Source organism: Geobacillus sp. DSP4a (assembly GCF_013096875.1).
GTDB lineage: Bacteria > Bacillota > Bacilli > Bacillales > Anoxybacillaceae > Geobacillus > Geobacillus thermophilus.
In genome coordinates, this window is the sequence record NZ_SDLD01000028.1 from 14,090 (window position 1) to 27,404 (window position 13,315).

Consider the following 13,315-nt stretch of genomic DNA (forward strand, 5'->3'; position numbering starts at 1 on the left):
TTATGGCAGGCCTGGGTGGCGAAACGGGCGCCAAGTCATTGGTTCTTTTTTCGTTTTTTGTTGTTTTGCCGCTGCGCTTCGGTCAACGGTTCGTTGGAAAATTCTTCATTGTAGCCGGCGCCCATCCCTTGCGCTTTGGCGGCGTTCATGCCAGGGATCACGTGGTTTGCTTTTCGCTTTGCCATTCGTTTCACCTCCGCTTCTAGTTTGCGACGAAACGGGCGCCTTATTCCTCTTTTGCCGCGGTAAGGAAGTAATATGGCGAGACATTGGAAATCATTATTTACACTTGCTCTGTTCTATAATAAGATAAAGTCGTGCCAAACTTTATGGGGATTGGGAGAATTCATGCTATTTTTTCGACTTTTGCGCAAAAAAATAGTATAGTATTATTGTGAAGTGAAGGGGGTTGTACATATGGCGAAACAGGATGTATTCAACGCCCGCTCTTCATTCGAAGTCAACGGTAAAAAATACAATTATTACCGTTTGCAAGCGCTTGAAGAAGCGGGCATCGGCCAGGTGAGCCGCCTGCCGTACTCGATCAAAGTATTGCTTGAATCGGTGCTCCGCCAAGTCGACGGCCGCGTCATCACGAAAGAGCACGTCGAAAACTTGGCGAAATGGGGAACGCCGGAAATGAAAGACATCGACGTGCCGTTTAAGCCGTCGCGCGTCATTTTGCAAGACTTCACCGGCGTGCCGGCTGTCGTCGATTTGGCTTCGATGCGCAAAGCGATGGCCGATTTGGGCGGCGATCCGTACGAAATCAACCCGGAAATTCCGGTCGATCTCGTCATCGACCACTCGGTGCAAGTCGACCGCTACGGGTCAGACGATGCGCTGGAGTACAACATGGATTTAGAATTCAAACGGAACGCCGAACGGTACAAGTTTTTGAAATGGGCGCAAAAAGCGTTTAACAACTATCGTGCCGTTCCGCCGGCAACGGGGATCGTCCACCAAGTGAACTTGGAATATTTGGCAAGCGTCGTTCACGCGGTCGAAGGGGAGAACGGCGAGTACGAAGCGTTCCCGGATACGCTTGTCGGCACGGACTCGCATACGACGATGATCAACGGCCTCGGCGTCCTCGGTTGGGGAGTCGGCGGCATTGAAGCGGAAGCCGGCATGCTCGGCCAACCGTCGTACTTCCCGGTGCCGGAAGTCATCGGCGTCCGCCTGACAGGCAAGCTGCCGGACGGAGCGACGGCCACCGACTTGGCGCTTAAGGTGACGCAAGTGCTCCGGAAAAAAGGCGTCGTCGGCAAATTCGTTGAATTTTTCGGACCAGGAGTGGCGACTTTGCCGCTTGCCGACCGGGCGACGATTGCCAACATGGCGCCGGAATACGGGGCAACGTGCGGCTTCTTCCCGGTCGACGCTGAAGCGCTTGACTATTTGCGCTTGACCGGCCGCGACGAACATCACGTTCAAGTCGTCGAAGCGTATTGCAAAGCGAACGGTTTGTTCTACACGCCGGATGCACCGGAGCCGGTGTTTACGGATGTTGTGGAAATCAACTTGTCGGAAATTGAAACGAACTTGTCTGGCCCGAAACGGCCGCAAGACTTGATCCCGCTCTCGAAAATGAAACAGTCGTTCCGCGACGCGGTGAAAGCGCCGCAAGGCAACCAAGGCTTTGGCTTGACGGAAGCGGACTTGGAGCGGGAAATTACGGTCGAGCTGAACGGCGAACAAGTGAAATTAAAAACGGGCGCTGTCGTCATCGCGGCGATCACAAGCTGTACGAACACGTCGAACCCGTACGTGCTTGTCGCCGCTGGTTTAGTGGCGAAAAAAGCGGTCGAAAAAGGCTTGCAAGTGCCGAAATACGTGAAAACGTCGCTCGCGCCGGGCTCGAAAGTCGTCACCGGCTACTTGCGTGACTCGGGGCTGCTTCCGTATCTGGAACAGCTCGGTTTCAACATTGTCGGCTACGGCTGCACGACATGCATCGGCAACTCAGGTCCGCTTGCGCCGGAGCTCGAAAAAGCGCTCGCGGAAAGCGATCTGCTCGTGACAAGCGTCCTGTCCGGCAACCGGAACTTTGAAGGCCGCATCCACCCGCTTGTCAAAGGCAACTATTTGGCATCGCCGCCGCTTGTTGTCGCCTATGCGCTCGCCGGCACGGTCGACATTGACTTGCTTAACGAGCCGATTGGCAAAGACAAAGACGGCAACGACGTCTATTTCCGCGACATTTGGCCGTCGATGGAAGAAGTGAAGAATGTCGTCAAGCAAGCGGTCGATCCGGAACTGTTCCGCAAAGAATATGAGCGCGTGTTCGACGGCAATCCGCGCTGGAACGCCATCGAAACGACGGATGAGCCGCTGTACCAATGGGATGAAAACTCGACGTACATTCAAAATCCGCCGTTCTTTGAAGGCTTGTCGCCGGAAGTGCGCAAAGTTGAACCTCTCACCGGCTTGCGCGTCGTCGGCAAGTTCGGTGATTCGGTCACGACTGACCATATTTCGCCAGCTGGGTCGATCGGCAAAAACACGCCGGCAGGCCAATATTTGATCTCGAAAGGCGTCGAGCCGAAAGATTTCAACTCGTACGGTTCGCGGCGCGGCAACCATGAAGTGATGATGCGCGGCACGTTCGCCAACATCCGCATCCGCAACCAAATCGCGCCGGGCACGGAAGGCGGCTATACGACGTACTGGCCGACCGGCGAAGTGATGTCGATGTACGATGCGTGCATGAGATACAAACAAGACGGCACTGGGCTTGTCGTCATCGCCGGCAAAGACTACGGCATGGGCAGCTCGCGCGACTGGGCGGCGAAAGGGACGTTCTTGCTCGGCATTAAAACGGTCATCGCCGAAAGCTTTGAGCGCATCCACCGCTCGAACCTCGTTTTGATGGGCGTCCTGCCGCTGCAATTCAAAGAAGGCGAAAATGCGGAGACGCTCGGCTTGACGGGTAAAGAAGTGTTCGACATTCACATCGATGAAAACGTCAAACCGCGTGATCTCGTCAAAGTGACGGCGACGAACCCGGATACGGGTGAGAAGAAAGAATTTGAGGTCATCGTCCGCTTTGACAGTGAAGTCGAAATCGACTACTATCGCCACGGCGGCATTTTGCAAATGGTGTTGCGCGAAAAATTGGCGAAAGTGAAACAATAACCACAAAAAGCAGGCTCCCATATCGGGAAGCCTGCTTTTATTTTGTGTTGAGCTTTTTCGCTGCGTTCTCAAGCTTGCTTTTTGGATCCGGGGTGAACGTTCCGTCTTGGCCAAAGCCTTGCGGGTTGACGCCCGGCGCCTTCGTGCCGCGGTTTCGGCCGCCGTTTTTGGTCATTGCTCTCACCTCCGCTCTTTACGGATAGTATGGCCACCCTTGGTCAAAATATAAGCAAAGGAGGAAAGCGTGATGAACAAGGGGCTGAAGACGGCGCTCGCGACAATCGCGCTCGCCCAGTTTCTGAAAATCCCGATCAAGCAGTTGGAGACTGGCCGATGGGACTGGCGGCTCTTTTTCGAAACCGGCGGAATGCCAAGCTCCCACTCTGCCGGTGTTTCCGCCTTAGCGACATTTATCGCCCTCGAGCGAGGCGTGCGCACGATCGATTTTGCCTTGGCCGCGTTGTTTGGACTGATCGTCATGTACGATGCGCAAGGGGTGCGGCGCCAAGCGGGCGAACTCGCCCTTCGCTTGAACGAGCTTGCCGAGGAAGTAAAAAAGTTGGAAGGAGACCCAAAACAAACCGTTTATCACAAACGACAGCGGCAGCTGCGCGCCCGGCTCGGGCACGAGCCGATCGAAGTCGTCGGCGGGGCGCTCTTAGGCATGGCCGCGGGCGCTTTATCGCATTGGGGTTGTCGGCACCGCGCCTGACGGCCTCAGGCAGCGAAGCGCGTCAGGCGTCGGCGGCATGGGATGATGACCAACGGAGCGCCTCTAGCCTCCCAAAAACTTCACTGTTTTTCGCTAAGAGCAATCGTTGCGGCTACGATGGGATGTTCCGCTTTTCCCGCCACCGTCTGCCCCAGAGGCGCATGCTTGGCAGTTCGGCGAAAATCATGCCGGCCAAAATCGCAGCGCCGCCAAGCCAGGCCGATGGCGACAGCCGCTCTCCAGCCCAAAGATAGGCGGTCAAAGCGGCGAACACCGGCTCCATGGCGAAAATCAGCGCGACATGGGCGGGAGTCGTATATTTTTGCACCGCCGTTTGGATGAGAAACGCCGCGGTCGTCGCCAACAACGATGTCACAGCGAGCGCCCCCCATACTTCCGGACGGCGGAGCACCGCCATATTCCACATTTGCGCGGCGTCTTCAAACCAAAAGGCAAAGAAGAAACAGAGGATGCCGACGGTAAAAATTTGCACCATTGTCAACAGCATCGTCGAATACTGAGAGGAATAGCGGCCGGTGACGATAATGTGCATGGCAAAGGAAACAGCACAAAGAAAGACAAAGAAATCGCCCTGATTGAACGACAGCTCCGCTCCCCCTGTCAGCCAATACAGGCCGAACGCGGCAAGTGCCGCTCCAACGACCGCATTCACAGACGGTTTTTGCTTTAAAATCAAAAAGGAAAACAATGGAACGAGCACAACGCTCAGTCCGGTAATAAAGCCGGCTTTCGAGGAAGTGGTATACAACAGTCCGATCGTTTGGAATGCGTAGCCGCAAAACAGCCATAGCCCCATCCACGCCCCAGCGCCGATGACTCGCCATGACAACTGGCCGAAGAGTGGGCGGGAAGCGGCAGCGATCCAAGCGAGAAGCAACAAGCCGGCCAAACTGAAGCGAACGGCGTTAAACGACAACGGCTCCAAAAACGAAATGGCATTTTGGACGACGACGAACGTCGCCCCCCAGACGAACGTCACCATTAGCAGACTCAGATCGGCTATGGTTTGACGCTTCAATTCGAATCCTCCCTCTTCATATGCTTGCGCCCCATCTCATTTTGGGTGCTAGCCGCTAGTGTACCACAAGTAGGCCGAAAAAGATAGATATTTTGGAAAAAAGATGGGCGCCTGCGGCAAAATGGTTGATACAAGAAGAAATTGCGCATAATATTAGGTAATGAACAAGGGCGCAAGTGTGGTAAAATAAAAACCAGCTCCGATCATCGCCACGCGGAAGGGTGACAATGCGTTGGACGTACAAATCCACTGGACGTATATCACGCCGAAAAAACAAGAGGCGTTTCTTGTCTCCGATTGGGTCGATGCCAAAAAGGCGCTCGCTTTGGCGGATGATTTTGAAAAAACCGGGCGGACGAAAACAGTGGAGTTCGTCGATCGAAACGGCACGGTGTGGTCAAAAAAAGAGCTGCAAAAGCTGCTTGAGGAGATCGCCGGCGAGCCGCATGAGATCGTTGTGTATTTCGACGGCGGCTTTGACCATGAGACGTCCCAAGGCGGCGCCGGCGCGGTCGTATACTATAAGCAAAACGATCATCGCTACCGGTTGCGCGCCAACCGCCGGCTCGGCGAAATCAAATCCAATAATGAGGCAGAGTATGCGGCGTTTTGGTTTGTCATGCAGCTGCTCGAGGAACTTGGCGTCCATCATTTGCCGGTGACGTTCCGCGGCGACTCCCACGTCGTGTTAAAGCAGCTGTCCGGCGATTGGCCGTGTTTTGAGGACGATTTCAACATCTGGCTTGACCGCATTGAAGCGAAAATGCGCGAGCTTCACATCGAACCGGCGTACGAGCCGATTTCGCGCAAACAAAATAAAGAGGCGGATTCGCTCGCCCGCCAGGCGCTTGAAGGGCAGATCATCACAAGCCGAACGGAATTGACAGGGAAAGGGTAAGGTCGTATGGGAAAGAAGCGGAACCGACGCAAAGAAATATTGGACCAAATCGCTTGGCTGGAGGAAACGTACTGCGATGGCTGCTTTTTAAAAAGCACGTTCCGGAAAGAGTACGGCAAAACGTACGCCCAATCGTTTTGCATCCAGCAATGCACGGTCGGGGAACAAATGCGGCAGTACGGGGAGATGCTTCTATCAGCGCCGCCGCGTTCGCGTCGGTAATGAAGGAATTTTTTTCAAGAGGCGGTTGGTGCGGGCGATAGGAGCCCCAATCTGCGCTTTCGCGGGCCTGGGGCGGTGCCGGCTGCGACCAGGCAAGCTTTGGCGTTTGAACGGAGGAAGCGGATGCGCTGCGAAGGCCGGTGATTGACAGAACATACGTTTTAACATGGAGAAACCTCAAAAGCAGTTCTTCTTTTCACTCCAAAAGGAAATCGCTGTTTGTCCTCCGCCTTAATAGATGCAATTTTTACTGAGCATTGGATCGACTGTCGAACGACCGAACAAACACCGCTTTCAGCCCCATGTATGGGTCTGAGAAGCGGGTGGTTGTTCGATCGTCCGTCACGCCAAGGCGTGACGGAGGCAAGCAAAGGCTTGCCCTCGACAGTCAAAAATGGATGAGCCACTTTTCCGTCAAGGATATGTTAAACGATTTCGTTGCATCTATATATATCGTTTTGCTGTTATTGCCGCGCCTCGCGAAGCTGGTGTTCGGCGCGGGCCAATGTTTGTTCGCAACGGGCGAGAAAATCACCGTCGACGCCCGTTGCTTCTTGGCGGGCGCGCGCAAGTTGGTCGCGGGCGTTTTTCACCGCTTGTTCGGCATGGCGAAGCATCTCGGGGTCGAGCTGCATCGTCGCCTGGCCGACCATTTTCTCCGCCGTCTCGACGAACATTTCCACTTGCTTTAAGTCGTTGTATCCCGTATGTACGTCGGCATCGCGTCTGGCCATATGAACACCTCCCTTTTTTTATTGTTCGCCGCTTGGTTGAATCTATGCAAATCGCAATGAAAAAGGCACCCTGCTTAAGCAGGGTGCCTCTCGTTCCGCTCCCGTTCTCTCGTCTATGTCAACGAAGTCTTATAATTTGACAACGTTCGCTGCTTGCGGTCCGCGGTTTCCTTGGACGATTTCAAACGAAACTTCTTGGCCTTCTTCTAACGTTTTGAACCCTTCACCTTGGATCGCCGTGAAGTGGACGAATACGTCGGAACCGCCTTCCACTTCGATGAAACCGTAGCCTTTTTCGTTGTTAAACCATTTTACTTTACCACGTTGCATAATACTGAATTCCTCCTAATACCTTTAGCCTGTTCGGCTAACCTCAAGATTTTTATCAAATAACAAAATATACTTCACAGCCATCCAAGATGCACCTTCATGTTGAATGCCTGAAATATATTCTGTTATATGATGACTTTACTATACACTACCGCGGGTGGCCGCGTCAAGCAAAAGAAAGGAAATTTCCGAAAAAATTGTTTGCCGGCCCGAAAAACAATGCGTTGAAAAGGAAAACGGGCCGCTGGGGGAGAAAATAGTCATGAGCGGGCCACAACGCCCATACATTGGAATAGGAACGACAAAAAGGGGGAGAGCGGATGTACCGCGGAAAAATCGCGGGAAAAGAAGTGATCGTCCGGTTAGGGAGCCGGGTCAGCCGCCGCTATTTCAGCGACAATAAAATTTACCACATGGTTCTTTCGTACGGAGAGTCGGCGTTTCGCAAAGGGCTGGATATGTTTTGCATCTATAATGACCGCGTCGGCTTGATTGTCGCGGAAGTCGAGCAACAGGACGTCCCGGTCATTCGAATCGATTACATTATCGAAAACGAAAATGTGTACGAATAACCAATTGACAGCGGAAGGCGAATGCGGTAATCTCGAATGTAAGCGGTAACAAAACAAGCCGCATTCGTCCCTGTTTCTCCCAGGGGCAGACGTGCCGCGCCAGCATCGTCTGTTTATTTTTTGGCTCGCGTTGAAACAGGCGGCTTCGTTTTTTCGTATGATGATATGACAAGAGAGACAAAGAGGTGACTACGGTGTTATTGCGCAAAATGATGTCAAGAGTCGGAGTCGGGTCGGCGCACGTCGACTTGATCTTAAATAAATCGTTATGGCGCCAGGGGGAAATGATTCAAGGGATCGTCCACATTTACGGCGGAACGGTGGAACAAAGGATCGAGCGGCTCGATGTGGAGCTCGTGCAAAAAACAATCGAAAACAGCAAGGAACTGGATGCCATTGTCGCCGTCATTCCGGCGGCCGGAGCGTTTTCGATCAAGCCGAGCGAGAAAAAGGAAATCCCGTTTTCCTACACGATTCCGGAAACCTTTCCGCCATCGCGCCCCGGCCGGTCTTATCGGTTCATCACCCGCCTTCATATCGAAGACGCGGCCGATACGCTCGACTTCGATTACGTGCAAATTTTGTCGAAAAAATAAGTTGACAGCGTTTTCAACAGATGATATGCTAAAAGCAAGTTAATACGTTGTGGTGGAGAAGCGGAGACCCACACATATTCCTCGTTGATGGGCGGGGAAGTGTGTGGGTTTTTGCTTTTTCGCCCAACGGTTCACCCTCCGGAGGGGCTGGACAAACAGGAAATGGAAGAAGAAATCACGAAATGAAGAAAAGGGGGAAGAGAACAAATGTCGCCATTTTTAGGGGAGCTCATCGGCACGGCACTGCTCATCATTTTCGGCGCGGGTGTATGCGCCGGGGTCAACTTGAAAAAATCATACGCGGCCAACTCCGGCTGGATTGTTATTACGATGGGGTGGGGGTTGGCGGTGGCCGTGGCCGTATACGCTGTCGGCCAGTATAGCGGCGCCCATCTCAATCCAGCGCTGACAGTCGCGTTGGCGCTCGCCGGTGATTTTCCGTGGAAAGACGTGCCGGGCTATATTGCGGCGCAAGTGCTTGGGGCCGTCATGGGAGCGGTCATTGTCTACCTCCACTATTGGCCGCATTGGAAAGAAACGGACGACCCGGGCGTCAAGCTTGGCGTGTTTGCGACAGGTCCGGCCGTGCCGAATGCGGCTGCCAACTTGCTTAGCGAGATCATCGGCACGTTTGTGTTGGTGTTGGCCATCTTGGCCATTGGCGCCAACCAGTTCGCCGATGGGCTTAATCCGTTTGTCGTTGGTTTTTTGATCGTGGCGATCGGCCTGTCGCTCGGCGGCACGACGGGATACGCCATTAATCCGGCCCGCGACTTTGGGCCTCGGTTGGCCCACTTTTTGCTGCCCATCCCAGGGAAAGGATCATCAAACTGGTCGTACGCATGGGTGCCGATCGTCGGACCGCTGCTTGGCGGCGCGCTAGGCAGTTTGGTGTATAAAGCTGTTTTCTTGGGAAAACCGTCAGGCGCATTATGGGGAGTGCTGGCGGCAACGGCAGCCGTTTTGGCGGCGGCGAAGATGACAAACGGAAAGACAGTGAGCGCCACAAGCCGTCGTTCTCTGTAGCTGGCATATGGGGATTGCAAGCTCATCAAGGAGAAGGGGGAAGAAGGTTATGAATCAATACATGTTAGCCATCGACCAAGGCACAACGAGCTCGCGCGCGATTTTGTTCAATCAAAAGGGCGAAATCGTCCATATCGCTCAAAAAGAGTTTACGCAATATTTCCCGCAGCCCGGCTGGGTCGAGCATAACGCGAACGAAATTTGGGGCTCGGTGCTCGCCGTCATCGCGAGCGTCTTGTCCGAGGCGCAAGTGAAGCCGGAACAAGTGGCAGGGATCGGGATTACGAACCAGCGGGAGACGACGGTGGTGTGGGAGAAAGACACCGGCAACCCGATTTACAACGCTATCGTCTGGCAGTCGCGGCAGACGGCCGATATTTGCGATGAACTGAAGGCGAAAGGGTATGACCCGTTGTTTCGCAAAAAAACCGGCTTGCTTATTGACGCCTATTTTTCCGGGACAAAAGTGAAATGGATTTTGGATCATGTCGACGGAGCGCGCGAACGGGCGGAGCGCGGCGAATTGCTTTTCGGCACGATCGATACGTGGCTCATTTGGAAGCTGTCCGGCGGCCGCGCCCATGTAACCGATTACTCGAACGCGTCGCGCACATTAATGTTCAACATTCATACGCTCGAGTGGGATGACGAGCTGCTTGATATCCTAGGCGTACCGAAGGCGATGCTTCCTGAGGTTCGGCCGTCGTCGGAAGTGTACGCGAAAACCGCCCCTTATCACTTCTTTGGCGTCGAGGTGCCGATCGCAGGCGCCGCGGGCGACCAGCAGGCGGCCTTGTTCGGCCAGGCGTGCTTTACGGAAGGAATGGCGAAAAATACGTACGGCACCGGCTGCTTTATGCTCATGAACACCGGGGAAAAGGCGGTCGCGTCGAAACACGGGCTGCTCACGACGATCGCTTGGGGAATAGACGGCAAGGTCGAATACGCCCTTGAAGGCAGCATCTTCGTCGCCGGTTCGGCCATTCAATGGCTGCGCGACGGCTTGCGGATGATCAAAACGGCGGCGGACAGCGAAGCGTACGCCGAAAAAGTCGAGTCGACCGACGGGGTGTATGTCGTACCGGCGTTCGTCGGGCTTGGCACGCCGTATTGGGACAGCGAGGTGCGCGGGGCGGTGTTTGGCCTCACGCGCGGCACAACGAAAGAGCATTTCATCCGGGCCACCTTGGAATCGCTCGCTTACCAGACAAAAGATGTGCTCGCCGCCATGGAAGCCGATTCCGGCATCTCGCTGACGACGCTGCGCGTTGACGGCGGGGCGGTGAAAAACAATTTCCTTATGCAATTCCAGAGCGATTTGCTGGCCGTTCCGGTCGAACGTCCGGTTGTGAATGAAACGACGGCCTTGGGCGCGGCGTATTTGGCTGGATTGGCGGTCGGCTACTGGAACAGCCGGGATGACATCGCCGCCCAATGGCAGCTGGATCGCCGCTTTGAACCGAAGATGGACGACGCCAAGCGTACCGCTCTCTATGAAGGATGGAAAAAAGCGGTGCGGGCGGCGATGGCGTTTAAATAACTATAGGGAACAAAGCAATAATCGATCGTGAATGGGCGGCCGCGGTCAAGCTGTGTCCTTTTCCACTTTTTTGTTCATTGCTTAGGCAGATGTTCCTTTCGTGGAGCATCTGCTTATTTATTGTCCAAAAAATAGTGGTTGAAACTGAGCTGTAGTTCACAGTCATGTTTTTCTATGAGGTATAAGACTGGAAAGGAATCAAAAAATTTACTGATATTTTTTCTATAGGCTCTTCACCACAAGTTGTACTTGAGATTTTAAGATAGGTATGCATAGGGAAAATAGAGGGGACAAATAACAAGATCAAGCTGATGAAACGTCGGGGATACGGATACAGAAATATCCAGCGTTTTGCATGGCGGGTTCGGCTAGAAACAGCTAACATACTTTCATGACAGGTGCAAGTACAACTTTTGGTGATGAACCTTTCTATAAATATTGAATTTACGAAAAAAAATGATAGAATACTAATTGAATTTACAAAAAAAAATGATAGAATATTATCTAAATATTATATATAGTCTAAAATTTAGTAATACTAACAAAAGGGAGAAGGACACATTGGCAAAGCAAACGTTATTGGAAATTGAGGAGCTGCGAGTCTCTTTCCGCATCGGTGATGACTATTATGCGGCGGTCGACGACGTTTCGCTGGCGATCGGAGAGAACGAAGTCGTCGCTCTCGTCGGGGAGTCGGGTTGCGGCAAAAGCGCACTCGCTTTGTCGATCATGGGTCTCCACCCGCCCGAAAAGACAAAAATTGAGGGGCGCCTGCACTTTAAAGGGACAAATTTGCTGTCGCTCTCCGTTGCCGAACTCAATCGCATCCGCGGCAAAGAAATCGGGATGATCTTTCAGGATCCGTTAACGGCGCTCAATCCGCTCATGACGGTCGGCCGGCAGATCGAAGAAAGCATGGATTACCATCTGCGGCTGTCAGCAGCCGAAAAAAAGAAGCGAACGATCGTCTTGCTTCGCAAAGTCGGCATTCCGGAGCCGGAAAAGGTGTACCACCGTTATCCGCACGAGTTGTCCGGGGGGATGCGGCAGCGGGTCGTCATCGCGATTGCCATCGCCTGCGAGCCCGCCCTGCTCATCGCCGATGAACCGACAACGGCGCTTGATGTGACGATTCAGGCGCAGATCATAGGGCTGCTCAAAGAGTTGCAGCGGCAAATGAAAACGAGCATTATTTTAATCACGCATGATTTGGGGGTGGTGGCGGAAATGGCGGACCGTGTGGCGGTCATGTATGCTGGGGAAATCGTTGAGTTAGCGGACGTCGATACCATTTTTCACCGTCCGCTTCATCCATACACTCGCTCATTGTTGCAGTCGATCCCGTCTGCGCAGACGAAAAAGGAACGACTCCACGTCATCCAAGGGATCGTTCCGCCGCTGCATAAACTGCCGCGGCGCGGCTGCCGCTTCCAGCCGCGCATCAGCTGGATTGGGGCGGATAAGCACGAATCGGATCCGAAGTTGCGGGAAGTGGAGCCGGGGCACTGGGTGCGTTGCACATGTTACCAACATTTTTATTTTCCCGATGATCAAACGGTAGGTGGAATCGGCTATGGCGCTTCTTAACGTCAACCATTTGAAAGTATACTATCCGGTGCGCGGCGGTTTTTTTCGCCGGGTGGTCGACCATGTCCGCGCGGTGGACGATGTCAGTTTCACGCTGAACAAAGGGGAAACGTACGGGCTCGTCGGCGAGTCCGGCTGCGGCAAGACGACGACAGGGCGCACGATTATCGGTTTGATCCGCGCCACGGCCGGGGAAGTGCTGTTTGAAGGGACGGATTTGACAAAGCTTCGCCGCCGCGAGTTTCATCCGTATCGGAAAGACATCCAGATGATTTTCCAAGATCCGTATTCTTCGCTCAATCCGCGCAAACGTGTGCTCGACATTGTCGCCGAGCCGCTCCGCAATTTTGAACGCCTGTCCCCGCAAGAGGAGCGGCAGAAGGTGCAATACGTTTTAGAGCGGGTCGGCTTGAGCGCGGAGTCGATTTACAAATATCCGCATGAATTTTCCGGCGGACAGCGCCAACGCATCGGCATTGCGCGGGCGCTCACGCTCAATCCGAAGCTCATCATCGCCGATGAGCCGGTGTCGGCGCTTGATGTGTCGGTGCAGGCGCAAGTGTTGAATTTCATGAAAGAAATCCAGCAGGAGTACGGGCTGACGTATTTGTTCATCAGCCATGATTTAGGGATCATTCGGCATATGTGCGACCGCATCGGCATTATGTACCGCGGCCGGCTCGTGGAGGAAGGGACGAGCGAGGAGATTTTTACGAATCCTCAACATATTTATACGAAACGTCTGCTCTCCGCCATTCCGAACGCCGATCCGCGCGAACGCGGCCGGCAGGAGGCGCTTCGCCGCGAAGTGGAAAAAGAATATAAGCAGTCGTATTCCCGCTATTTTGATGCAAACGGCCGGGCTCACCCGCTCAAGCCGATTTCGCCGACGCACTCGGTGGCCATTCCGTAAAGAGGGGA

The 13,315-nt window shown here is 53.8% G+C and carries 15 protein-coding genes and 1 pseudogene; 11 read left to right on the forward strand and 5 right to left on the reverse strand.

Annotation, left to right across the window (positions count from 1 at the left end; all coding sequences use genetic code 11):
• Nucleotides 1-35: 35 nt before the first annotated feature.
• Nucleotides 36-185, reverse strand: a complete 150-nt coding sequence (sspO, locus tag ETC02_RS10920) for a small acid-soluble spore protein O (protein ID WP_008879509.1) — start codon at nucleotides 183-185, stop codon at nucleotides 36-38.
• Between the two features lie 232 nt (nucleotides 186-417).
• On the opposite strand from sspO, the gene acnA reads away from it, so the two are divergent.
• Nucleotides 418-3,138, forward strand: a complete 2,721-nt coding sequence (acnA, locus tag ETC02_RS10925) for an aconitate hydratase AcnA (protein WP_023634183.1) — start codon at nucleotides 418-420, stop codon at nucleotides 3,136-3,138.
• A 37-nt stretch (nucleotides 3,139-3,175) separates the two neighbouring features.
• Here acnA and sspL read toward each other — a convergent pair whose 3' ends face one another.
• Nucleotides 3,176-3,313 carry a small, acid-soluble spore protein L gene (sspL, locus tag ETC02_RS10930; RefSeq protein WP_011230846.1) on the reverse strand — a complete coding sequence of 46 codons (138 nt, stop codon included), beginning with the start codon at nucleotides 3,311-3,313 and terminating at the stop codon, nucleotides 3,176-3,178.
• Between the two features lie 72 nt (nucleotides 3,314-3,385).
• On the opposite strand from sspL, the gene ETC02_RS10935 reads away from it, so the two are divergent.
• Nucleotides 3,386-3,850, forward strand: coding sequence for a divergent PAP2 family protein (locus ETC02_RS10935; RefSeq protein ID WP_050368552.1), 465 nt, complete (start codon nucleotides 3,386-3,388; stop codon nucleotides 3,848-3,850).
• 112 nt (nucleotides 3,851-3,962) lie between these two features.
• On the opposite strand, the gene ETC02_RS10940 is transcribed toward ETC02_RS10935, so the two are convergent.
• Nucleotides 3,963-4,889 (reverse strand): DMT family transporter, encoded by a 927-nt coding sequence (locus ETC02_RS10940; protein ID WP_011230848.1) that lies wholly within the window; start codon nucleotides 4,887-4,889, stop codon nucleotides 3,963-3,965.
• A gap of 232 nt (nucleotides 4,890-5,121) precedes the next feature.
• Between ETC02_RS10940 and ETC02_RS10945 the strand changes: the two genes are divergently transcribed.
• Complete coding sequence (locus ETC02_RS10945) at nucleotides 5,122-5,787, forward strand: ribonuclease H family protein (RefSeq protein ID WP_011230849.1); 666 nt, start codon at nucleotides 5,122-5,124, stop codon at nucleotides 5,785-5,787.
• A gap of 6 nt (nucleotides 5,788-5,793) precedes the next feature.
• A complete protein-coding gene (locus ETC02_RS10950; RefSeq protein ID WP_011230850.1) occupies nucleotides 5,794-6,009 on the forward strand; it encodes a zinc-finger domain-containing protein in 216 nt (71 codons plus the stop codon).
• A 464-nt stretch (nucleotides 6,010-6,473) separates the two neighbouring features.
• Here ETC02_RS10950 and ETC02_RS10955 read toward each other — a convergent pair whose 3' ends face one another.
• Together ETC02_RS10955 and cspD are read right to left on the reverse strand one after the other, a co-directional pair.
• Nucleotides 6,474-6,743: a DUF2564 family protein gene (locus ETC02_RS10955; RefSeq protein ID WP_011230852.1), complete on the reverse strand. Its 270-nt coding sequence runs from the start codon at nucleotides 6,741-6,743 to the stop codon at nucleotides 6,474-6,476.
• Nucleotides 6,744-6,872: 129 nt separating this feature from the next.
• On the reverse strand, nucleotides 6,873-7,073 hold the full coding sequence (gene cspD, locus ETC02_RS10960; RefSeq protein ID WP_003251474.1) for a cold-shock protein CspD: 201 nt from the start codon (nucleotides 7,071-7,073) through the stop codon (nucleotides 6,873-6,875).
• Nucleotides 7,074-7,393: 320 nt separating this feature from the next.
• Here cspD and ETC02_RS10965 point away from each other — a divergent pair, with 320 nt between their 5' ends.
• From ETC02_RS10965 to ETC02_RS10995, 7 genes and pseudogenes are all read left to right on the forward strand, one after another.
• The gene (locus ETC02_RS10965; protein ID WP_023634186.1) at nucleotides 7,394-7,645 is read left to right on the forward strand and encodes a hypothetical protein; all 252 of its coding nucleotides are present in this window, start codon (nucleotides 7,394-7,396) and stop codon (nucleotides 7,643-7,645) included.
• 194 nt (nucleotides 7,646-7,839) lie between these two features.
• Entirely contained in the window at nucleotides 7,840-8,241 is a 402-nt protein-coding gene (locus ETC02_RS10970) for a sporulation protein (protein ID WP_050368554.1), read from the forward strand.
• 207 nt (nucleotides 8,242-8,448) lie between these two features.
• Nucleotides 8,449-9,267, forward strand: a complete 819-nt coding sequence (locus tag ETC02_RS10975; protein WP_050368555.1) for an MIP/aquaporin family protein — start codon at nucleotides 8,449-8,451, stop codon at nucleotides 9,265-9,267.
• Nucleotides 9,268-9,316: 49 nt separating this feature from the next.
• A complete protein-coding gene (glpK, locus tag ETC02_RS10980; protein ID WP_063211886.1) occupies nucleotides 9,317-10,807 on the forward strand; it encodes a glycerol kinase GlpK in 1,491 nt (496 codons plus the stop codon).
• 275 nt (nucleotides 10,808-11,082) lie between these two features.
• Nucleotides 11,083-11,202 (forward strand): annotated as a pseudogene (locus tag ETC02_RS10985) (transposase); the annotation flags it as partial.
• Between the two features lie 166 nt (nucleotides 11,203-11,368).
• The gene (locus ETC02_RS10990; RefSeq protein WP_033006278.1) at nucleotides 11,369-12,394 is read left to right on the forward strand and encodes an ABC transporter ATP-binding protein; all 1,026 of its coding nucleotides are present in this window, start codon (nucleotides 11,369-11,371) and stop codon (nucleotides 12,392-12,394) included.
• On the forward strand, nucleotides 12,381-13,307 hold the full coding sequence (locus tag ETC02_RS10995) for an ABC transporter ATP-binding protein (RefSeq protein ID WP_063211889.1): 927 nt from the start codon (nucleotides 12,381-12,383) through the stop codon (nucleotides 13,305-13,307). The genes ETC02_RS10990 and ETC02_RS10995 overlap by 14 nt, the downstream gene beginning before the upstream one ends.
• Nucleotides 13,308-13,315 lie beyond the last annotated feature (8 nt).